The sequence below is a fragment of the Roseateles koreensis genome, from assembly GCF_028595305.1.
In the GTDB taxonomy this organism is placed as follows: Bacteria; Pseudomonadota; Gammaproteobacteria; order Burkholderiales; family Burkholderiaceae_C; genus Paucibacter_A; species Paucibacter_A koreensis.
In genome coordinates, this window is record NZ_JAQQXS010000010.1 from 76387 (window position 1) to 98839 (window position 22453).

Annotated in this window: 17 protein-coding genes and 1 pseudogene; 6 read left to right on the forward strand and 12 right to left on the reverse strand. The window is 59.9% G+C overall.

From position 1 onward, the window contains the following. Positions 1-31: 31 nt before the first annotated feature. Positions 32-1894 (reverse strand): DUF262 domain-containing protein, encoded by a 1863-nt coding sequence (locus PRZ01_RS12370; RefSeq protein WP_273597101.1) that lies wholly within the window; start codon positions 1892-1894, stop codon positions 32-34. A gap of 326 nt (positions 1895-2220) precedes the next feature. After that, positions 2221-2838, reverse strand: coding sequence for a 50S ribosome-binding protein YggL (locus tag PRZ01_RS12375; protein ID WP_273597102.1), 618 nt, complete (start codon positions 2836-2838; stop codon positions 2221-2223). Positions 2839-3082: 244 nt separating this feature from the next. Between PRZ01_RS12375 and PRZ01_RS12380 the strand changes: the two genes are divergently transcribed. Further along, the gene (locus PRZ01_RS12380; RefSeq protein WP_273597103.1) at positions 3083-3442 is read left to right on the forward strand and encodes a hypothetical protein; all 360 of its coding nucleotides are present in this window, start codon (positions 3083-3085) and stop codon (positions 3440-3442) included. Positions 3443-3503: 61 nt separating this feature from the next. Next, positions 3504-4277, forward strand: a complete 774-nt coding sequence (locus tag PRZ01_RS12385; RefSeq protein ID WP_273597104.1) for a thermonuclease family protein — start codon at positions 3504-3506, stop codon at positions 4275-4277. Between the two features lie 60 nt (positions 4278-4337). On the opposite strand, the gene PRZ01_RS12390 is transcribed toward PRZ01_RS12385, so the two are convergent. The 7 genes from PRZ01_RS12390 to PRZ01_RS12420 all read right to left on the reverse strand — a co-directional run bounded on the left by PRZ01_RS12390 (position 4338) and on the right by PRZ01_RS12420 (position 12974). Further along, positions 4338-5231 (reverse strand): nucleotidyltransferase domain-containing protein, encoded by an 894-nt coding sequence (locus PRZ01_RS12390; protein ID WP_273597105.1) that lies wholly within the window; start codon positions 5229-5231, stop codon positions 4338-4340. Positions 5232-5243: 12 nt separating this feature from the next. Continuing rightward, on the reverse strand, positions 5244-6188 hold the full coding sequence (locus PRZ01_RS12395) for a patatin-like phospholipase family protein (protein WP_273597106.1): 945 nt from the start codon (positions 6186-6188) through the stop codon (positions 5244-5246). Positions 6189-6252: 64 nt separating this feature from the next. Further along, a complete protein-coding gene (locus PRZ01_RS12400; protein ID WP_273597107.1) occupies positions 6253-6612 on the reverse strand; it encodes a M48 metallopeptidase family protein in 360 nt (119 codons plus the stop codon). After that, complete coding sequence (locus PRZ01_RS12405) at positions 6609-9551, reverse strand: type I restriction endonuclease subunit R (RefSeq protein WP_273597108.1); 2943 nt, start codon at positions 9549-9551, stop codon at positions 6609-6611. The genes PRZ01_RS12400 and PRZ01_RS12405 overlap by 4 nt, the downstream gene beginning before the upstream one ends. Continuing rightward, positions 9548-10753: a restriction endonuclease subunit S gene (locus tag PRZ01_RS19260; RefSeq protein WP_273597109.1), complete on the reverse strand. Its 1206-nt coding sequence runs from the start codon at positions 10751-10753 to the stop codon at positions 9548-9550. Before PRZ01_RS19260 ends, PRZ01_RS12405 begins: the two co-directional genes overlap by 4 nt. Next, positions 10750-12582, reverse strand: a complete 1833-nt coding sequence (locus PRZ01_RS12415; RefSeq protein ID WP_273597110.1) for an N-6 DNA methylase — start codon at positions 12580-12582, stop codon at positions 10750-10752. Before PRZ01_RS12415 ends, PRZ01_RS19260 begins: the two co-directional genes overlap by 4 nt. A gap of 68 nt (positions 12583-12650) precedes the next feature. After that, complete coding sequence (locus PRZ01_RS12420) at positions 12651-12974, reverse strand: helix-turn-helix domain-containing protein (protein WP_273597111.1); 324 nt, start codon at positions 12972-12974, stop codon at positions 12651-12653. A 79-nt stretch (positions 12975-13053) separates the two neighbouring features. Here PRZ01_RS12420 and PRZ01_RS12425 point away from each other — a divergent pair, with 79 nt between their 5' ends. From PRZ01_RS12425 to PRZ01_RS12440, 4 genes are read left to right on the forward strand one after another with little or no spacing between them, the layout of a single operon-like run. Further along, a complete protein-coding gene (locus PRZ01_RS12425) occupies positions 13054-15162 on the forward strand; it encodes a site-specific integrase (RefSeq protein WP_273597112.1) in 2109 nt (702 codons plus the stop codon). Beyond that, positions 15113-17785, forward strand: a complete 2673-nt coding sequence (locus PRZ01_RS12430; RefSeq protein ID WP_273597113.1) for a hypothetical protein — start codon at positions 15113-15115, stop codon at positions 17783-17785. Before PRZ01_RS12425 ends, PRZ01_RS12430 begins: the two co-directional genes overlap by 50 nt. A gap of 8 nt (positions 17786-17793) precedes the next feature. Continuing rightward, on the forward strand, positions 17794-18273 hold the full coding sequence (locus tag PRZ01_RS12435) for a hypothetical protein (protein WP_273597114.1): 480 nt from the start codon (positions 17794-17796) through the stop codon (positions 18271-18273). A gap of 2 nt (positions 18274-18275) precedes the next feature. Continuing rightward, positions 18276-19559, forward strand: a complete 1284-nt coding sequence (locus tag PRZ01_RS12440; protein WP_273597115.1) for a tyrosine-type recombinase/integrase — start codon at positions 18276-18278, stop codon at positions 19557-19559. A 623-nt stretch (positions 19560-20182) separates the two neighbouring features. Here PRZ01_RS12440 and dut read toward each other — a convergent pair. The 3 genes and pseudogenes from dut to trmB all read right to left on the reverse strand — a co-directional run. Then, positions 20183-20455: pseudogene (gene dut / locus PRZ01_RS12445) on the reverse strand (dUTP diphosphatase); the annotation flags it as partial. Further along, entirely contained in the window at positions 20452-21681 is a 1230-nt protein-coding gene (gene coaBC, locus PRZ01_RS12450; RefSeq protein ID WP_273597116.1) for a bifunctional phosphopantothenoylcysteine decarboxylase/phosphopantothenate--cysteine ligase CoaBC, read from the reverse strand. The gene coaBC and the pseudogene dut, both read right to left, overlap by 4 nt. Then, positions 21678-22427 (reverse strand): tRNA (guanosine(46)-N7)-methyltransferase TrmB, encoded by a 750-nt coding sequence (trmB, locus tag PRZ01_RS12455; RefSeq protein WP_273597117.1) that lies wholly within the window; start codon positions 22425-22427, stop codon positions 21678-21680. The genes coaBC and trmB overlap by 4 nt, the downstream gene beginning before the upstream one ends. Between the last annotated feature and the right edge of the window lie 26 nt (positions 22428-22453).

Genomic DNA, 22453 nt, shown 5'->3' on the forward strand with positions numbered 1-22453 from the left:
CTACACGCCGGCCATCTTTCTGATGATCAACTCACTCTCTCGGCCAGAGCGCGAGCGCCCGAGAGAGCAAGTCGCGGCCACGCCGCTCTATGGCTCCTTCGTCCCACGCTTCAACGTTCCGCAGTTGAAGGTTTATCGGCAGCAAGCTGTTCGCTTCAATGGCGGTCCGCTTGGTTGCCCAGTCGCCGTTCGAGATCGAGCTGTTCAGACCACCTGTGATCAAGGTGAGATTGCCGAACGTTTGGACAATCGCGCTTCGAGCGCGTGTCGCCAGCGCCCTTGGGTCATCTGCCGGAACTGACCATGGGTTATCGACGCCCTTGTTTCCGTCCGGCAGTGGCCAGTGAGCGACCCAGGCCTGCGGCATCAGGTGTTCTACCGTCAGTTGCCCACTCACTTTCACCTGTTCGGTCTTGGATGTTCGATAGGTCTCACTGAGCTTGCTCAGGATGTAGACGATCCTTGGGTTGTTGAGCACTGAGTACGCGTGGCCAGTCATCCAGGCCTCCGAGAATCGTTCATCGCTCGGCCACGCATCAGTGGCGCCCTGTAGGCTGGCCAGGTGCGAACGCACAACCGCAGCAGTGCCCCCATCTCGGCGAATCGCCCGCGTAAGCCCCATGAAGACACGGTTGTATGCCTTGGTGTCCGAGACGCAAACAGTCCGGCGGAGGAGATAGCTCTCGAGCATGCGTGCCACCTCGCGCATCTCATCGTCGCTCGCTCCGAGATCGAGCATGGCGAGAAGAGGTGGGAAGACGGTGCTTACATCAAACGTCTCCAGAAAGTGGGCGAGTGGCCCGAGCGCATCGGCATCGCTACGAACAACAAGTCGCCTGAAGTCCTTGCCTTGCTTCGCCAGCGCTGCGAGCTCCGCCTCAACCGACTTGTAGGGAGCGCTGCGCTCGACCCAATATTTGTACTCGACAAACAAGTGCTTAATTGGGATGTCTCTGGCTTGCTTGCTGGCAAGAAAGTGCTGAATGAACAAATCACTGCGTGGACGCACCAAGCGCCCCTGTACGACCTCCTGGCGCCAAAAGGGCTCGTCAAACGCCGCCCAATATTTCTTGTACAGCGCCTCCTGTTCCTCGTTCCTCCGAGCGGCCCGAAGGAAGATGAAGTTCCGAAGAAGATCAGCCGGCAGGAGCGGCTCGCCACGCGCGTTGAGCGTCTCGAAGATGACCTGAGCGTCGTCGTCTCGGTCAAGATCGATGGCAACCACCTTCAGCGCTGTCTTGAGAGCTTCGAAGCACTCCTCAAGGCGATCAGCCAACGGCTTCTCTGCCCCCAGCGGCGGCTCGTTCGGGTTTCCCTTGAAGAACTCTGCAAGACTGTCGTAGAAGAAAAAATAGGCCTCCACCATCCGAGGGCGCGGCTCGAACTTCCGCGAATACTTGCGTCTCGTCAGTGGATGGAGCTTCTCCAGCGCATCTCGTGACCCAGCGTCAACGACATCAATGAACTGCTGGCGGTCGCTTAACGTCGGCCAGACCTTGTACTTCTCAACCTCTGGCTCGGCCATGCGACCAGTGTTCACGGTGTACTTTTCGCACTCGTCGGCGAAGTCGCCCAGCCCTTCTCGTCGACAGAAGTCGCGAAATGCCGCGAGGAAGATCTGAAGAGTCGTGAGCCGCTGTTGCCCGTCGATCACGCTGCGCCGCTCGACGCGCCCGGTCTGCGTTTGCCGCTGGTCGAGCACCATTGCGCCAAGGAAGTGAACTGGCGCGTCAGTTCGACCCTCGATGAACTCCACGAACTTTCGAGCGATATCCTCCCACAGCGGCGCCCATTGATGCTCCTGCTTCCAGACGTACTGTCGCTGGAACATTGGCACTTCCAGTCGCATCTTCTTCTCGAAGATGTCAAGCAGCGCGATCGCGTTGGCGTCCATTGATCTCCTCCCTGGGTCTCTTCGTGGACCTGATAGCTGACTGCGGTCTGCCGTCCGACGGTTAGTTTAGAGTGTGCACGGGGCTTTCCGCCGCAGATCTCGCTCACCGCTGCCGCAGCATGAAGACTTCTTGGCCCAGCTTCGGAGCAAGCATTGGCACGAGACGGCATTCTGATCGCTAGTCGGTGACGCCTGAACTCCGCTTCACGGTATCCGGGTGTTGCCATTGCGCCAGCCGGTCGAGCTTACGCAGCACAGCATTTTGAATAGCGGGCAGGAAGGTCAACGGCCTCCCCCAGTCCATGGAATGGATTCCGTCGCCGTACTTAGCCGGGCAGACCTCCACGCATTCGCTCAAGGATGGTTTCCACCTGGCGCCGGCCGTCCCTGGTGACCAGCACCTGCGCCGGCGTTGTGCCACCGAGCTCCGGCAGCGGTTCTGCAAGCCAGGTATCCAGCCAAGCCGAGAGCGCGGCCCTGTCCCAGACCCCGCCGCTTTCCTCAATCATCCGGCCCAACTTGTCCAGAAGTGCCGCCTTGGCCCCTGCATTTTCGAAGTCGGACACAGTTTTTGGTCGAGAGGCCGGCAGTCGAGGCACCTCGTCGTACCAGGCATCCCGGAGCGGACCGACCTCAATGCAGGTAAGGTCGGTCCATCGACGGACCCAGCTGTCAAAGGCTGCACGATCGGTATCCGTGACATTCCCGCGGTGCGCAGTAACGAAGCCGCAGTTGACCCCGCCGCCCAAGCTCAGCGATCGGGGCTTAATGACCTCGTCGAGCAATCGGTCAATGAATCGATCCTGCACATCGATGGAAGGCGTCACCCGCCACGTCAGCTCGTACTCGAAGCCAAGCTCCTGGAACTCGCCGATGCGCAGTTTCTTGCGAAGTCGCCTCGAGCGGGAGCGTTTGGGCGGAGGCAACACCAGCAAGTCAGACATGGACACTCCAAACGGCGTAGGCCGCAACACACACCCTAAGACAGGCATCGCTCGGCGCACGCATCCAGCATCGAATTCATACAGGCGGCGCATCGGAGAATGTTTCGTAAGTCATTGATTCATAATGTGATTATGATGGATTTCGGCGCCGATTGTGGCGTTCAATGGGTGCCTGCAGGTCCCGGCCGACGTCCAGCCGAGTCGTCATTGCCTTGGCCCCACCACCCCAACCCATGGAGTTCCTGTGCAGATCAATGACGTGCGTCCCGAATCCTTCGTCAAGCAGTTCCGCTGCGATCGCTGTGACCTCTTGGCAGAGCTCGGCGAGGCCGAGTTCCAGGAATTCGTCAGCATCGACTTGAAGGCTGGCTACGGCTCCATTTTTGGTGACGGTAACGACGTTCAGATCGACTTGTGCCAGCACTGTTTGAAGACCTCGCTGGGACCTTGGCTGCGGGTGAGCAACACGGCAACAAGGCAGGCGCTACTTGAAGATCGACTGCGCCGGTTCGATGCGGCTCGACATGGTGGTGAGTTTCCGACGGCTGCGGACCTTTCAGTGCCGGCGTCCATGTCGAAGGCCGAGGATGGCCTCGAACATTAATGGGGTGAAGCGTTGACCTGTGCTGCAGCAATGCCCCTTCACACCGATCAAAGGAGACGCGATGTTTGAGCTTGCCGTTCGGGCTGCGTTGCCTTACGTGCTAGCGCTTGGACTCGTTGGGCCGGCATGGGCTGACACAACGGTTCGCGGCCAAGTCCTCAGCGTGTCGGGCGGTGACGTCATCACGCTGGTCGACGCACGGCATCGCGAGCACAGATTGCAACTGGCGTTCATCGACACGCCCGAACTTGGGCAACCCTTTGGCGACGAAGCGCAATCGGCGCTCGCGGCGTTGGTGCTCGGCCGAGAAGTCACCGCAAGTCTGCGTGGCAAAGGTGAGGACGGGACTATCCAGGCCGAAGTGATCGAGCCGCATGGGAACCTGGTGAATTTGGAACTAGTGAGGCGCGGGCTGGCATGGCACGACTACTTCGACGCGCAAGGCAAGTCGGAGCGAGACCAGTACGAAGCGGCACTGAAGGCCGCACAACAAGCACGGCAAGGCATGTGGGCGCTGGATCGACTCGAACCGCCTCGCGACTACCGCGCCCGGGCCAGCCAAGTCATGCGCTGGTGGTTCTATGCCGTGTTCGCTCTCGCCGGGTTCACCCTGCTGGGCCTCATCTTTACGATTTACGACAAACGAATCGCGGCCTGGCTCGACCGGCAGGACGAACTCACGAAGTCGTCCGCCGAGGCCTATCGCCTGGCACGGATCCAGTCTGAAGCAGAGGCGGCGGAAAGAGAGAAGACCAGAGACATCGCCAACCGGGAAATGGATCGGCTTGCTGCGATTCGCCATGCATCGGCGCAGCAAGGCAAAGACCACTCCTAGGACGTGAGTGAGCGCGCTGCGCGAAAAGACTCCCCGCCTAGCAGGCGGCAACCAAGGCAGCTACCACTTGTTCCACAGATCAACTGCAGCCTCAACGAAAGCATCGCATTTCGCCTGAGGCCAACATGTGTGATAGCCGTCGCGCAGCAGATAGTACTGCTCGTTCGCGCACACCAGATCGACCTTCTTAGCCTCCTGGCGATACCAGTTCAAAGTGTTGGCGACGCAGTCTTGGTAGCTTGATGTGAGCTTGTCGTTCGGCACGTTGTACAGAAGGCCTTCGACGTAGTACGACGGCGCGACACCGGCCTTGATCAGTCCATCATCGACCATCCTGCTGCGCATGTTCTTGAACACACGCGCCATGGGTTTCAGCCACTTGGAAGACGCCTGGTGCTTTGCGGTCAGATTCGCTGAATGCAACTTCGGGTAATTCGCGATGCGCTCGCCTGCAGCGTTGAAGAAGCAGATGCCCTCGACGTACGTTGAGTCGGATGTCGACCGGAACTTGGAGTAGCGGCGGAACTGCGTTGCCACAATGACGTCAGATTTCCGGCGCGATCCGTTGGCATCGATGGCAATGGCCTTGTCCCCAGCCTTGACCGCCGATCCGTACTGTGCCGTCAGCACCGACAGTACGTCGCGCTTGAAGTCGACGTGCGTGTAGGTCGCGTCGCTGAAGGCCTGCTTATGGGCGGCCTTATCCTCTTCCGGCAGGTCGTCGAGATCACTGAAGAAACAGTCATCGAGACGAATGACCAGATCCACGTCGCTCTCGGCATAGATGTTGGTGTCGTTGCCGTAGGAGCCTTGGAGGAACACCTTGAAGCTCTTGCCGGCGTAGGGCGTTGTGTTCGCCTCCAGGACGTTTTTGATCGTGTTGTAGGTGTTGCTCGATTGGGTGATGGAGCCCTGGTGCGACCACGTTTCGAGTTGTGATTCTGGTATTGGCATTTTTTCCCTTGTCTACATCAAGTACTCGCGGAGCTGCTTCTCTCGCGAGGAGAACGACTCACGTCCGCGCTGGAACAGGACGCCCAGCTTCTTGAGATCGTGCTCAAGCAGGTCAGTGGCCATCTCGGGCGTGACGTAGGAGTCGGAGATCCGGATGGTCGGCACGTCATGAAACAGGATCTGACGCAACTGATCCATGGACTGCGTATTGATCTCAAGGGTCTTCTGCAGCAACTGGACGCTGACAAGGTACTTCTTCGCCAGCCGCATCAGCAGGCCCGGCTTCGGGTCTGGGTAAATGCCTACGCCCACGCTGACCAGTCGGATGTCTTTGCGCTCGCGTTTGAGCGCCTGCACAGCATCTGCAATCGCATACAGCGTCGGGTTGTTCGCGCAGTAGCCGCCGTCGATCAGCTCAATATCTTCGCCCATTGAGGTCCGGACGATCGTGCGCTCGAAGAAGGGATAAGCCGAGCAGGACGCCTTAACGGCGTCAGCGATGCTCACGCCGAAGCCGGGAACGAATGTGCCGATCCGACCATGAGCCTGCGCAACGCTGCCCTTGAAAATCATCGGGCGCTCGGTCAGCCACTTGGCGGTGACGATTCCGATGCCGGTCTTCACGTCGCTGAAGGTCGCGTCGCCGAAGACTTCGCTCGCCAACTTCTTCAACGCCGCCGACCTGGCCGAAGCCTTCTTCTGCGACATCACGGCGGGCACATGCTTGCGATATAGCTCGAGGATGGAGTCGACGCTATGGCCGAGCGCTATCAGTGACGCGATGATCGCGCCGGTGCTCGTGCCGAAAACCAGGTCAAACCTCTGGTGCAGCGGGCAGCCGATCATGGCCTCGACCTCCTTCAACACTCCCAAGGTGTAGAAGCCCTTAGCCCCGCCTCCATCCAGCGTCAGAACCCGCAATGGCGCCGGAGCCGATTCGTCGTGTTGCTCTGTCATTTATTGATGCCCTCCCTCGGGCTGATTGACGTTGATCTCACACCTTTGCTGTCCGGGGTCTTCGTCACGCACCACCCGCTTTCTTTGCCGCACGGACGTCGGCAGTACCAGGGCGCGTATGCCGGATGCGACGCTGTTCCATTCCTTGCCAACCAGGGACGTAGGCGCTCATCAGTGCCTTGAATACCCGCCCATGCGTCGACAGCCTCAGGTGCAGCAATTCGTGAACGATCACATAGTCCTGAAACCGCTGGTCCTGCTCAGCAAGATCGTTGGCCAGGGTCACGGTACCCGCCGAAGAACAAGACCCCCACTTCTTGCGCATTTCTTGGACGCGGATGACCTTCGGATTCACTCGGAGTCTCGTGGCCCAGCCGAGTGTTCGGCGCTTGAGATCCTGGATAGGAAATAGCGAAGACTTCATGCACTTGTCTCCAGCAGCACCTTCACGACCAGGTCGACGACCCGGGCGCGTTCGTCCTGGGGAAGCTTCAGCAAGGGCTTGTAAAGCGCGGCGCGGAACCGGCGCTGCTCGTCCGAATTGACCGCTGCATTTGGGAATCGCGCCAGTTGCTCCTCGGCTTCCTTAGCGAGGCCCATCGGATCGATGCCGGCGCTTAACATGACCGCATCGTTGCGCAGGGTCCAGGCAGCTGCGAACGCACGCGCTGACAAGCCGCTGTCCTGAGCAGACTTCAATGCCGCGTCCTTCTCAGCGGCCAAAGCTGCCAACAGGTCCATCGCAGCCAGTCCATTCGTCTTGCGCTCCTCCAGGTCCTTGAGAATGCGCTCGGCGCGCTCCTTCAGCGGCTGCAGCAAAGCTGCCTTGGCACTGTCGTCATCCATCTCCCCCTGCAGGCCACGCACGAGGTTGAATACCTTGCCCTCGTCGGAACCCTTGTCTCCGCGCAGGGATTCGAGCGTCTTCACGTCGAATGTGACGCTCTTGGTAAACGCACCCAATCCCTGCTGCGTTGCACTGGCCTCGATCAAGCGTTGGGTCTTGTGGGCAAGATCCCCTATGAAGCCGACCTTGGGCGCATAGGCATTGCGCACGGCCGCATAGAGCTGGCTCAGGTGCTTGTACGTTTCGATGTATTCGCGCAGTTCAGGCGATGGCGAGAGAATTTCCCACAGAGCCTCGATCTCCTTGTAGGCCTCGAAGAACATCTTGCGCGCCTCAGGCTCCAGGAAGCGGCCATACACCAGACGCTCCAGCCGTTCGTCGGCGCCGCCCCCTTCGCCTGCATCGAGATAGTCTTTCTCTGCTGCGGCCATGCGCTGCTCGAAGTCATGCAGCAGAACATCCAGGCCTTCGATCACACCGCCGACGTCGCTGGAGTCGAACGCAAGCGCCTTCTTCAGTTCGCGCAGCACGCCGACGAAGTCCACCACCAAGCCGATACGCTTGGCGACACCCTTCGCATCGATGTAGGGCCGGTTCACCCGCGCGATGGACTGCAGCAACACGTGGTCGCGCATCGGCTTGTCGAGGTACAGGCAGTACAGCGGCGGCGCGTCGTAGCCGGTCAGCAGCTTGTCGGTGACGATGAGGATCTTCGGGTCTTCGGCAGGCTTCTTGAACAGCAGCCGCACGTCCTCTTCACGCTCCACCGTGAGCTGGAGCTGGGCCACCAGCGGGCGGTCGATGGCGTCGGCCGCGTTCTCCGTGTACACCGGAACCGACCACTCGGGTGGCAGGTGCTTGTCCAGTGCCTGTTTGTATTTGGCGCAGGCCTCGCGGTTCACCGCGACGACGAATGCCTTGTAGCCCAGTGGCAGCACGTTTTCCTTGAAGTGCTCGGCGACATACGCGGCAACCTTCTCGATACGGTCATCGGCACACAGGAAGGTGCGAAGCCCCACCGCGCGGTCGAGCACCTTGTTCAGTTCCTCGACATCGGTCACGCCTTCGCTACCGGCCTGCGCGAAGAACTCCTTGTCGAGTTGGTCAACCGGTACGGTCATCGTGCTCGGTGCCATCACGTGCTTGATGGGCAGAGTGGTCTCGTCGGCGATCGATTCTGCGATCGGGTACTTGTCCAGGTAGCCCTGCTCGTCGTCCGGGCTGAATATCTTGAAGGTACCTTCCCCTTGCGCGGTACGAGCGATCGGTGTCCCGGTAAAGCCAATCAGCGTGGCGTTAGGCAGTGCAGCCATCAGGTACGTGCCCAGATCCTTGGCCACCGAGCGGTGCGCCTCGTCAATGAAAACGTAGACGTTGGAGGCGGTGAAGCTGTCTTTGCGGATCGCCTCGAACTTGTGGATCATGGCGATGATCAAGCCGCGAAACCCGGCATCGAGCAGCGCCTGCAGTTCGGCCTTCGTGTGGGCGCGCTTGACGGCGATGTCCTTCTGCTGCATTTCGCCCAGCAGCCGCTCGACCCAGCCGCGCAGTTGGCCCTCAAGCTCAGTGCGGTCGACGACCAGTATCACCGTAGCGTGGTCGAAGCGGGCTTTGTCCTCCAAGATCTGCCGGGCGGCCGTAAGCAGCGTGAAGGTCTTGCCCGAACCCTGGGTGTGCCAGATCAGGCCCCGCTTCTTGACCGGATCGAGGCAGCGCTCGGTGATCGCGTCGATGGCGCGCCGCTGGTGCTGTCGCAGGATGGACTTGCGCGTCTCGCCGTCCTGGACGTAGTACAAGATCCAGTGCTGCAGCGTGCGCAAGAAGTCGGTGGGCTCGAAGAACGCTTGCACCGCGAAGCGATAGGTCTCTTCGCGGGACTGCTTCCAGCGCGCCATGTCGCGCCGATTCGCGTTCCATGTCACGCCGTACCAGTAGTCCAGCAGGTGCGTGACGTTGAATAGCTGCGGCGCGGCCAGCAGCTCCGGTGTCTCCAGCTCGTAGCGCCGAAGCTGCTTGATCGCGCGCTCGATGGCGTCACCATCCTTGGGGTTCTTGTGCTCGACGATGCAAACCGGCAACCCATTCACGACGAACATCACATCGGCGCGATTTCCCTTAGTACGCGCCGGCGGCTTGCTCACCCACTCCCAGGTCACATTGAACGCGTTGTTAGCCACTGTCTCGAAGTCGATTAGGGTCACTGGACGGTGGCGCTTCTCGATTTCGTCGTACCACTGGCGCTCGCCCCGCATCCAGGCCAACATCTCGCGATTGCCTTCGATGTTTGGCAGCAGCGCGTCAAGCCGCTCAATGATCGATCGCACCATGTCGACGGTAAGCCACGAGTTGAACTCGGCCAGCTTGGCTTCGAGGACGCTGCGGAAGAATCCGCCGGCCACGCCGCCGCGCAAGGCCTGGGCATCCGTGTCAGTCACCGCCGTCCAGCCGATCTCGACGGCGTGGTTGACCATCGGGAACTGAACAGTGCCGGCTTCGCCGATCTTCAGTGCGCTCATGCGGTGGCCTCCTCGGAGATGACTGCAGCGCGGTAAAGCGCCGAAAGATCCAGCTCGTCGACCGCGATCTCGCCGGTCATCAGCTTGTGGAGCAGGGCTTTGAAGAGCGCCTCTTGTACTGCGCGCTTCTGCTGATGCAGGTCGATCTTGCGGTCGATGGCGTTGAGGATGGCGACTATCTCGTTCTGTTCGGTCTTGTCAGCGGGGAACGCCACTGGCAGGTCTCGCACAATGTCTAGATTCAAGTTCTGTTGCTGGCCACCATGCGCGAGTTGGCGAATGGCGCTGTAGCGCGATACGAGGTAGTGGTACAGGTACTTTCCCTCGATGCGGTCGTCACTAGCCCGAATCGCTGCGCATGCCTGGTTGCAGGCCGCATCGATTCCCAAGATGGCGACCCTTCCTCGCGTCACGCCCTGGCCGTACATGGCTAGCAGTAGTGTTCCTGCCGGAAGGAGTTTTGCGGCCGACTCGGCCAAGCCCGCAGGAGTAATGTGTTCTTCTGTTTTTTCGATCACGCAGTAGTCCACTTCGGCCGTCTTGACCCAAGGGATTTTTCCGCCTACCCAATAAGCCGGGTTACTACGCGATGGAGTGCCGCCGGAAGCCACGGAATGGTGGGCACGCAGCGGTTCGACGACCCAGCTTTCCGGAATGGGGCCAAGGTCAGTTTCCTTCTGCGGCTCCGCGCGCAGGCCACGCATGAACAACTCGCGCATCGCTGCCTGCTTGAGGTCCTGCGCATGAGCGAGAGCTTCGGTTTCAAGCCGCACGCCGTTCTCAAGGCTGTCCAGTACTCGAGCGATGTCGTCCTGCTCATCCCGAGAGGGCCAACTGACCGAAATGGAATAGGCGTCTTCCCGGTTCAGGCCCGGAACTGCACTATGGCTATTCAGCCCGGTAAGGTCGATGTGCCGAAGCAGGTGAAACAGAAAACGCCAATTGTGGTCACCCTTGTTCACGACGTAGTAGGTCGTATCGATGGGCCAGAACGCATCGCTGGAGTAGACGATCTCTCCTACCGAGCCCTTTCTTCCCACGACTATCCCAGGGCCATCTACGCAAGCCTCGGCGTGGGTGCCCACAAGACCGTTTGAACCGAACACGCCGTAGACCCCGGGATGTCGAGAGTGCGCGGGAAGCGCCCTCCCGTAGGCGAGGTCAATTTCGTCGCCCAACGTGGTGCCTCGCCAATTGCTCACGGTGCGATCCCCCCGAGAAGCGATAGCACACGCTGATCTGACGCATGCACCTCCGAAGCAAGCTCCCGGAGCTTCGTGATCAACGCGGGGATGTCGGCCGTGAGCGCGTCGGTAGCCTGCGCAACCCAGCGGCTCGGGCTCAAGTTGTAGTCCGCTTCTTGGGCCTGCTCAGTGGAAATCACCCCCGCCTCGCCTTCGACGGGCTCTCCGCGCAAATACATCGCCGCCAGGGGGCGAATGTCCTCTTCGCGGAGGTAGTTCTTGGGTCGGCCCTTGCTGAATCGCTTGTTCCCGTTCAGCAGCACGATCTTGCCTTGGCGCGCCGCCGGCTTGTGCTTGCTCAACACGACGATCACTCCCGCTGCGGTCGTGTTGTAGAACAGGTTCTCGGGCAGCAGGATCACGCCGTCGATCAGATCCCGGTCGACGAACCACTTCCGGACGTTACGCTCCTTGTCCTCGTTCTTCGAGCCCGAGCCGCGCGTCACAGCGCCAGTGTCGAGCACGACGGCAGCTCGGCCATGGTCGTTCAGACAGGCCAGCGTGTGCTGGAGCCATGCCCAGTCGCCTTTGCCGCTGGTGATGCCGCCGGTGGTGCGGAAGCGGTCGAACGGATCGTTGGCGAAGATGTCCGGGGCGAACGGCTGGTTCCACATGGGATTGGCGACGATGATGTCGTGTTGCCGGATCGTGCCCTCGGCCGTGCGGAACTTGGGGTTGATCATCGTGTCGCCGCGCGCCAGCTCCACGTCCATGTCGTGGATGATTGCGTTCATCTGACCCACGGCGTAGCTCTCGGCCTGCAGTTCCTGGCCCGACAGCTTGAGCGGAACCTTGGTCGTGGGGTCGAGCTCACGGGCAACGAGTTGCAGCTTGACCAGCAGGCCCGCCGAGCCGCAGGCGTAGTCGTGGCAGGTCTCGCCCGGACGCGGCCGCATCAGGTGAGCGATCAGGAAGCCGACCTCGGTCGGGGTGAAGAATTCGCCCGCGCTCTGGCCCGAGCCCTCGGCGAACTTGCGCAGCAGGTACTCGTAGGCGCGGCCGAGGAAGTCGGGCTGTACGTCGGCCAGGCCGAGGCGGTAGCGCGGGTCAGAAAAGGTCTCGACCACACCGCGCAGCTTGGCCGGGTTGATGTCGCGCTCGCCATTGCGTTCGGCGGCGAAGTCTTCAATGTCAATGACACCGCCCAGGGACGGGTTCTGCTTCACGACGGCACGCACAGCCTTGGTCAGGTGCTCGCCCAGATCCTTCGGCGCGGTGCTTCGGCCCTTGTCGTCCAGGGACCACTCGTAGCGTTCGCGTCCGCTAATCACCGCCCAACGCGCCTCCCGCGGCAGGTAGAAGCGCATCAACGAGTGGTCGGACTCGGCGATCTCCAGCGCGGTGGCACGGTCACCGTATTCCTCGGCGAGCCGGGCGATCTCGTCATCGAAGACGTCGGACAGGCGCTTAAGGAACAGAAGCGGCAAGAGGAAGTCCTTGAACTTGGCCGCCTCCTTCTCTCCGCGAATCGAACAGGCCGCATCCCAGAGCATTTGCTCCATAGGCTTTGTAGTGGGCGCTGCTGCAGCCCGGCCAGTACGACGTCGGGTGACTTGCGAGGCAGCCTCGGCGGATGGCAGGCTAGCTGCGGCACCGTCGACCCCCGCCTCAATCGCCAGGGCGTGGATGGCCTCTTGCGCGGCTCGCTGGGGCCGGTTGCCACCGCCCTCCCAGCGATTCACCGTGGCGAAAGAAACCCCAAGTCGCTCGGCGAGCTGCTCTTGAGTCAGATCTAGGGTGGCGCGAATGGCGCGCAGGACGGCCGGGAAGTCAGTTTGCGATGTCATGTATGCGATGTTTGCTATATCGCATAACTTTGTCAAGACCCCGGGAGCCTAGAAGACTAACTTTCGCATCAGCGCCACTCCGGCGGGAGTTCCAGGCTGTCGTCGGCACCAGTCTCCTTCGGCCGGTAATGAGCCTCAGTCATCGCAGCATTGGTGTCAACGACCGCCGCCCTTACCTCCTCCGGCAGGACCCGAAGCAGTAGGTCACGAGTAATGACGTAGCCCAGCGCATCCAAGAGCCTCAGTCGCGCCTGGAGCGGAAGCGCACGGCGCCCCACGCGAACGTGCGCCAGCATGGCCGGACTAATGTCCAACCGCTTCGCCAAAGCAACATCAGACAGCTTCGCCTGCTGCTTGAGCCCCTCAATTCGCTGTATCCACCAATCGTCCATGACTCTATGGTATTGACAATCGTGCCTACTTTGGTGTTTACTTCTGTAAATACATTAGTAAACGAACAACGAGCTTCACATGGTCAGACCGCGAACCACAAAGACCCTCCCCGTCACGAATTCGAAGGAAACCGCCACCGCTGCTCCAAGACTTGTAGCTCAGCGCAACGGACGAAAACTCGCATCGTTTGACACGATCCCGGGGCTCGACCGCACCTATCTGTCTAAAGTGGTCGAGGCGGTTGAGACGCACACCGAATCCCTCGCTTTCGACACCGCCAAATCGCGGGCAGACGCGACAAAAGCGGTTCTGACTTTCGCGAGCAGCGCCAGCATCCCCGAAGCGAAACGGGTCATCGCGGCACTGAACTCCGACAGCATCAGCTCAATCGATGCGGCAGTCGCCCATGCTGTAGAACTGGCTTATTGGGCGCAAATCAAGAAGGACTATCGCAGCGGATCCTCGACGCTTGCCGTCAAGATCGGTGAAACCAACCGCGCCCTATCCTGCCTGGCTTCTCGCGCACTCTGGCCACATACGCTCGGCCTCCCACTCGAGCGGAGAGATGAAGAACAAACCGACGTCCGGCCAAGCCTTCTTGAGGCAATCGGGAATCAGAGCGACCGAGCAACGGACCTGAGGGGCCCAGAAGTACGCAAAGCTGCCGCACTGCGTGGTTTGCAGCGGCTGTCCATGCCATCACCCAAGGGCGACGCCGAACTCTCGGTGACTCTGCTCCGTGGGGAAAGCGAGTGCCTCGAAAGACTCAAGTCCGCTGCCAGATCCGTCTTTGATCGATCGTACATGGCTTGGCAGGCAATGCAGTCGCCGATTGCTGCCGCCCGAAATGCAGCCGACCCGGCTATGGACGAATGGTTTGCCGACTTCGTCAAGGCGGCCACCAAGGGAGGACGAGACCACATTCTTGAACGCCGGACTGCAAGCCTCTTCCCGACCACGGAAGAAGGCCTTGCGAAATTCCTCGCTCTGCTTGAGTCGACCTACATGGCCGGAGCGGCGTCGAGATTCCACTCTCTCAGCCCTGCCCTCCGCGCACAAGTCAACCTGAAGCTGAGGGCTGTGGCCTACCGAGTGCGGCCGGGTATGGCCGGGTTCGACCTGCCCGAGATGGACTCCCTCGAAGCACTCCGTGGACTGATGACGCCAAGCAGGTTGTGCGTCGGATCGACGGCGGTTCTGCTCATGCTGGAAACAGGGATGAACACATCGCCGCTGATCAGCCTTCCGTGGGAACAAGTGCTGCCCACCGATGATCCCCGTTGGCTCTCAATCGCAAACTGGAAGGAACGCGCAGGAGGATCATTGGTTGAGGAGGACCTCGCGGTCTCTCGCAACGACGAGCCCACCTCCGCCGGCGCCGCGCTGCTGAAGCTTCGCGAGATGGTCGGGCGTCACACTCAATTTGTGGGAAAGCCCACCGCCGACAAACCCCTTGTCTTTGACCATGCAGCAGGTCACGTCGGAGAAGCTCCAACACCGTTCGTAGCGCCGATGACCAAGTCCTCTTTCAGGATTGCGTTTGACGCGATTTCCCTTTTGGCTTTCGGCAATCACCCAATCCCCGCACCGTCTGCCATCCGGCCCAGTCTACTGATGGTCCTGCGCGGACACTCCGCCAGCGTCCGAGAAGCCCAAGCGGCCGCCGGTCACAAGAACCCGAATACGACCAATAGGCACTACGCAGGTAACAAACGGGCGGCACACCATGCTGACCACATGACCGCAATTCGGACCTTTCAGGAACGACTTGAACACGTCGCGATTCACAACTCTCAGTCCCAGCCAGCGGCGTCGGCAGATGGACTGAATGACGCCATCAAGACTGGTCTAGGCGTGCTCTGCATCCGCCCTGTTGATTCTGAAGAGCCCCCTATTCCGTCTGGATGCATGAGCCTGGAGGCATGTCCAAACTGCAAAAAGGTACGCCTGTCTACTGAAGCCGAAGACCTCGCCGATCTGCTTGCGTTCGGAGAACACCTCGCCACTCACGAGGCCTGGCTACAGACCCATCGTCCGGAAGCTTGGATGACCAGGTGGCTGTACTGGTCACTGCTTGTCAACGAGGTCAAGACTCGTGGAACACGCAGTGTTTGGGCACCCAAGCTACGTGAGGCCCATGCCATCAACGCCTCTCGCCCAAAACCCAACTTTCCACCCCTTTGGTGATTCATTCATGCAAGCCAACCGAGTCAGAAGCAATTCCGCATTGCTCAACGAGCATACAAACACACTGGTTCCATTGCAGGCCCGCCCGTGGCTGGATACGGAATCCACCAGCAGCCGTCTGCTCATTTGGGATACCGAACGCACTCGGATTTCCGCCGCAGAGGTGCTAGATCTTGACGTAGTTTTGCCTGACGGCACAAGTCTGCTTGATCCAATCAACGCAGACTGGCTCCAACTGGTGACGTCCTATGTCTATCTGCTTCGAGATGATCGCAGTCTCTCGCTTGACACAGCGAAAACACACATCTCCGTCGTCGACCGCCTTCTCATATTTCTGAAGTGGGCACGCCTGCACGGCATCTTCGACCTCGGGCGCATGACCCCTGACCTTATCGAGAAATTCAGCTCAGATATCTCGCTGGGTACAGGCCACGCGCTGAAGTACGTAGACCGCCTGAAGCGCTACCTCAGGGAAGCCAAAGGGGATCTTCCCTTCGTCACGGACAAGCTCTATCCGAAGAGAAAGACCCTGGACGTCGCGGCAATTTGCCAGGCGATATTCATCACATTCCACGGTCTCTCAAGCGACAAGGCTGCGAGCCAACTACTCGCGAGGGTCAGTGCGCGCCGAGGCTATCGCCCACCATCCTGGCAAGCGCCCACAAAGGGACCACTGCCAGCGCCAAAACCCGTCACTCGTGCTACGCATTCACGATTCGTCGAGGCAATCAGGTACCTGCACAAGTGGAATCGTGAGCTCAATGACGCCGGCCTTCGCTTTGTCCCCCTCCCAACGAAGGCGGATAAGCCGGGGTCATCGCGACTGCGCCCAGCAGGGCATACGAAGAATATTCCGCCGGCGGAAGCCATGGCGCTGCTTGACACCAGCCTGGCATGGATCTATCAGCACGGCCCACGTGTGCTCGACCTATTTGACGACGTCGAAGCCTTTCATGAGGCCGAGTGCCTTCGCGCAGGCTCTCTTGATCGATGGAAGTCTGATTTGGCGGTGCAGGAGCTTCGGCGGGCGATGTCGCGATTCCTCGCAGCGGAAGACTCCAGGGGCATTGTTCCGCATGGCTGCATAAAGGTGATCCGGAACGAAACGGGGAAGGGTTACACCATCGCCAGGGCCATTCTTGCTGGCAAGTTCACAACTCGTAGCCGAACTGCCGCTAGTGCATGGCTGAGCCCGGCCACGCCAGTTGACGACACGCGACTCGCCATCTTGTTGCGTGGACGGCTCTCAAAAGAACAGCATTGGGCCACGACCTGGCCCTACTCCATGGTCCAACTGGCCGAGATGACCGGCACTGGCATTGGCACCATGAAGCGCTTCATTGATGGGGGATGGCTAGATGTCCGCTCCCTTGAGCGGATTGAGGGCTTCCTAATCTCGCAGGGGGCAATGTCTCCAATCGAAGCGAAGACGGACGGTCGACGCGCGCCCGACCGAATGGATCACGGAATTGCGGCCAACCTCGCTAAGTACGTAGCTCAGCATCCACTCAACACGCCCGTCGAGAGCGGCGGCCCGTGGCCGCTGCGTTGGAATCTGACCAACAGTTCACGAGACTCCGGGTTGAGCCTCTTTGAAGCGCTTAGGTACTGCATTCCGGCTGCAGCCCGAATCGTGATCGGAGTCTTCCAGGCACGTCGTGAGAGCGAGCTCACCTCCCTGGCCACAGACTGCATCTCGTTAGAAGAAGGGAACCTATGGTTTGAGTCACACATTGCGAAGTCCCTTCGCCGCGACAAAAAGCTACCGACAGTGAAAACGACGGCAGATGCGGTAGCCGTGTTGGACCGCTGGAGCGCGCGTGGCCGGGAAATGAACGGCACGAATCTACTCTTCTCTCACTGGGAGCCGCTCGGAGACGCGATTTCAGTTGTCAAGCCCAACCAGGATCTCAACAGATTCGCGGCCTTGGCCCTTAAGAATCCGCTGTCGGCACCGCTGCAGGTGCGTCAGTTCCGTCGATTCTTCGCCGTCACCTTTATGTGGCGATACCGTCTGGGAAGCCTGCCTGCATTGTCCGGCTTCCTGTGCCACAGCGGCCTGAGCATGACCTGGGAATACGTGACCGAGAAAGTCGGAACGACGGTCATGCGAGAAGCCCAAGCGGAGTTTTCGAAGGAGATGTTGGTCGGTGCCGCCCTCGGGCGAATCAAGCTGCACGGCTCATTCGGTCGGACCTGGCATCGCTGGGCGGAAAAGATTCGTGCACAGGTCAAAGCCACCATCGAGTTCGTCAATTCGCCCCAGGAAGCTGACCGCATCTTTTTGCAGCATGTTGAAGCCGGCATTCGCATGCTTACGCCGACCCCGGGCGGGGTGTGTTCCGCCGGCGATCGAGAGCGGGATAACAAGCGGGCAATGTGCGGAGTACCGGATCCAGAGGTTCCCGGTAGACACGTCAAGAAGCCAGAGCTTGCCCGCCCGGCCCAATGCGCATGCTGTCCGTTCAACGCGACAGATGAAAAACATCGGACTCATTGGGCCTCAATCGCCGCTGAGGCGCGTGCGGCCGCTGATTCGGAAGTTCCTTCGATCATCAGGGACCGCGCACGCCTTGATGCCCCGAAGCTCGAGCGCATCGTCACATTCTTCTCAACCGATTGATCAAAGCAATGACACCCCGTAGCAGCAACGACAGCAAATCGAGCTGGACCGATGAAGCCATCGTAAACAAGCTGGAAGAGCTCCGCCGACTCTGCCTGGACAGCGATAAGCCCGACTTCTTCCCACAGACCTTGATCGAATTCTGCGAATGGACCGATGAATCCAAGAACATCAAGGCGTTCACGCGCCCGGTCCTATATAAGAAGCTGAACAACCAGCGACGCGATGAGGCGCAGAGCCTCATTCGTGCTGGCATCCAACGATGGTCGGCGACCTCAACAGGAGATGGTGCTCGCATCCGTGACCTCGAGACTCTGACGAAAATGCTCACGAGCAGGTATCACCAAGAACGGCAGCACAGGATTGACGCACAGAGGGAGTCAAGCGCATTGCGCGCGTCTGTGGACTCCCTCAACGCAAAACTGCGCGAGTTGACCGGATCCCGCAGCGTCAAGCTGGTAACGCGCAGCGCTTCAAAGGGAGATTAGCAATGCTGACAACGTTTGTCGCAAAAACCGACTCTTCATGTGTGATCGATGGCAAGGTGTATCCCGACCTTCCGCTACTTATGACCAATGATGGCATCCTCGAGGTGCAGTCGGACTACCTTCGCGAACTCACAGTAATGCGGGGACTGAGCCCAGCGTCAGTAAACGAGATGAGCAAGTACCTCCGAACCCATGTGCACATCATGGACGCGGGCGGCCTTTCTTGGGAGCAGACGAACGAGGTCGCACTTCGGCGCTGGAGAAATGAACAGGCAGGCGAGAACCCGTCAAACGCTCGACGTGGCTATCTCAACCAGCAGCTCGCTGTGATTTACCACTTTCTAATTTGGGCAGAAAAGAAGGGGCGAATTCAAGGTGTCGTTGGGCCGCTATCGCCGGCAGACCAGTCCACGTTCTTGGTACCTGTAGAGATTGCTCGGTGGCACAGTGACGGGACGCCGGCCCATTTCAAGCTTCCGCTGCTCTATCGGACTGTTGGAGAGTCTGACCGGCGAAATGCTACCGCTGGTCAAGTAGATGAACTCTTCGTTGCCCTCGCGAACGAGCAGAATCCCTATCTCGCCGAACGGAACAGTCTAATTGGGCGATTCGCTGAGAACACGCTGATGCGACGACATGAGATTGCCGCCTTACTGGCCAGCCAATTGCCATCGCTCGGTGCCGCAAAGGCAGCATGCAGTAGTGGCGAAGAATTGACGATCTCCCTGCACATCACCAAGGGAATGAAGGCAAGAGAGACCATCGTGGATCCTCAGCTCGTCATAGACACATGGACGTTCATCGAGGCAAACCGCGCCGAGATGCTCCAACGAAGGTCTCTGCCCGATCGATCGGATCTCCCCATATTTCTCTCTTGGAGGACTGGGGGAAAAATACACGCAGATGCATTGACAAACCTGTTCTCATCGAAGCAAAAGCAGGCTGGGGTCAAGCGCGCCTCTCTTCACAACCTGAGATCAAAGGGTGCCACTGATCGCGTCGAGAGCTTGATTGATATGTATGAGCAAACTGGGGCACCCCTGCCAGACGAGGAGACCCTGCTTCTCCAAGCGCAAGAACTATTGGGTCACGCCAGTATTGCAACCACCAGAACGTATATACGGAGGGAGAAAAAGCGGCGGGCTGACCGCAAGCGCGCGGAGCATAAGGAACTGACGGACCGCTCCGAAAGGCTTAGACAATTAGACAGAGAGATTGCAATCCGCCAAGCTGAACTAGCGCGCCTCGCCAAAGAATCCGAAGTACGCACGAGAGTTCGCGATTAGGCACAGCACCAACTCTAGCCAAAATATTTTCAATCGACGAATTCATCCGAAATTCGATGCTCGATTTGCGGATGCATCTTCATAAAGACTAGCATCGAAATATTGTAGATTTCACTTCCGAATATCGATTAACAACTCGCATTCAATCGATAGGCAGATGTTACTATACAAGAGGCTACACAGTATAGTAAATGAAATCGACCGCAAAAGCAGATTCACTGCGGGGTCAACATTCACAGTATGGCGGCGCACTCAAATATACTAGAGTAGTTGGCCTCTGATTCGCGCTATCGAAGGCTGTTCAACTCGAAGATTGCATACGCGTAGATACAGCAAATTGGGCAACCCACACGGGGTGTCGCAACCGACCATCACGGCCTGCCGGGTGGGCTCTACGCAGGTTAGCTGCCGCCGGACTTTTGCGTGCCAGCCGACTCCACAGCGGAGTTCAAGTACGCCATTTGCGCGCCCCATCATGCATCAGTTTGTTCTCGATCTAGCGGCTGATCACGCCGGCAGGCGGAACTGTGTTGACATGCAGCTCGTTGACAGCCTCCCCGCGCCGTCCAGCCCAAAGGCCTCATCTCACAGAGGGGACCGGCTGTCGTTTACACCCGCAGCTCATTGGAAAGTATCAACCCGACCAGATTGCCCAGCACGATGCCATGCTTGTGGCCCAGGCCGGAGCGCGGCAGAATGAGGGCAGCCAAGCCGGGATCTTTGACGTGGATGGCCAAGCCCGTCGGCACCAAAAAGGTCTGGCCGGGCTCCAGGGTCACGGGTGCGTCCAGACAGGCGCGCAGGTCGAGGCCGGCGCTGCCTGGCGTGGCATAACTTGGAATTTGCTCGGCCATACGGGCGTCGAGCACGCGAAGATCAACAGTGGCTTGGGTCATAAGTTGGCAGGCAGGCGGCGGGCGATCTCTTGAACGAGTTCACGGGCTAAATTAAGTTTGTCGTCTTGGGGCAGTTCACGCTCGCCCTGCGCGTCCACCAGCAGCAAGGCGTTGTCATCGCGGCCAAAGGTCGCCGGCCCCAGATTGGCCACGATCAAGGGCAATTTTTTGCGCACGAGTTTTTCTCGCGCGTGCTTCAAAAGGTCTTGGCTTTCCGCCGCAAAGCCCACGCAAAATGGACGCTGACCAGCGGTGGCCGAGAGCGCTGAAACGTCCGCCAAGATGTCCGGGTTTTCAGTCAGCTCGAAGCTGGGCGCCGCTTTGTCGCCGGCCTTCTTCTTGATCTTGTGCTCAGTCAATTGAGCCGGCCGCCAATCGGCAACCGCCGCCGTCGCCACAAATACATCAAATTGCGCTGCCTGCGACAGCACCGCCTCGTGCATCTGTAAGGCGGTCTGCACATCCACGCGCCGCACACCGCGCGGCGTGTCCAGGTGCACGGGGCCCGCTATCAGCGTCACCTCGGCGCCGGCCTCGCGCGCCGCGCGTGCAATCGCAAAGCCCATCTTGCCGCTAGACCGATTGGTCAGCCCCCGCACCGGGTCGATGGGTTCAAAAGTCGGCCCGGCTGTGATCAATACGCTGCGGCCTGCCAGGGGCTTGGCCTGAAGCGCGGCCTCCAACTCCCCCAGCAACTCAGCGGCCTCGAGCATGCGCCCGTCGCCCACTTCGCCGCAGGCTTGCTCGCCCTCGCCCGGCCCCAGGATAAGGGCACCATCAGCCCGCAAGATGGCGACGTTACGTTGCGTGGCGGGGTGCGCCCACATCTCCCGGTTCATGGCTGGCGCCACCAACAAGGGGCCGCGCGCCAAGGGGCGAGCCAAGGCGGTCAAACTCAGCAACTCATCGGCACGGCCTTGCGCCAGCTTGGCGATGAAGTCGGCACTGGCCGGCGCAATCAACATCACATCGGCCTCGCGGCCATGGTTGATGTGCGCCATATTGTTCGCTTCACGGGCATCCCATTGGCTGCGAACAACCGGCCGGCCGGAGAGCGCCTGCATCGTCACCGGCGTGATGAAGTGCTCCGCCGCTTCGGTCATCATTACCTGCACCGTCGCACCAGCCTTGATCAACAAGCGAACCAGCTCTGCGCTTTTGTAGCAAGCGACGCCGCCCGACAAACCCAGCAGCACATGTTTGCCCCGCAAGGTGACGCCGCTCATGATTTGCGCCGAAAAACAAGGTCCCACACGCCATGGCCTAGCTTGATGCCGCGATTTTCGAACTTGGTCAGTGGCCGGTAGGCAGGCTTCTCGGCGTAAGCGGTGGCCGTGTTTTCAAGAGCCGGCTCAGCGCCCAGCACCTCCAGCATTTGCTGCGCATAGGGCTCCCAGTCGGTGGCGCAATGCAGATAGCCGCCTGGCCGGATGTGCTTGACCAGGCGAGCCACAAACTCGGGCTGAATCAAGCGCCGCTTGTTGTGCCGTTTCTTGTGCCAGGGATCGGGGAAGAAGATATGCACCCCCTCCAGCGACGCCGGCGCAATCATCTGCTCCAGCACCTCCACCGCGTCGTGCTGAAAGATACGGATATTGCTCAGCTGCCTTTCGTCGATGTGCTTGAGCAAGGCGCCCACGCCGGGCTCGTGTACTTCGCAGCCGATGAAATCGTGATCGGCCAACGTCTGTGCGATCTTGGCGGTTGCATCACCCATGCCGAAGCCGATTTCAAACACCACAGGCGCCTGACGCCCAAACACAGCGGACGGCACCAAGGTTTGCGCTGGCGTGAAGGGCAGCACAAAGCGCGGGCCCAGCTCCGCCAACGCCTTCACTTGGCCCGAGCCCATGCGCCCGGCGCGCACGACAAAGCTCCTGATGGCGCGCTGGCGCAAAGAGGCGTCTTGCGGCTCGGAGGACGCCTGCACGGCAGGGTCAGCGGCTTCAGGCTTGGCAGGGGTATCGGACATGACGGGGTGGAATTGTGGAGAGAACG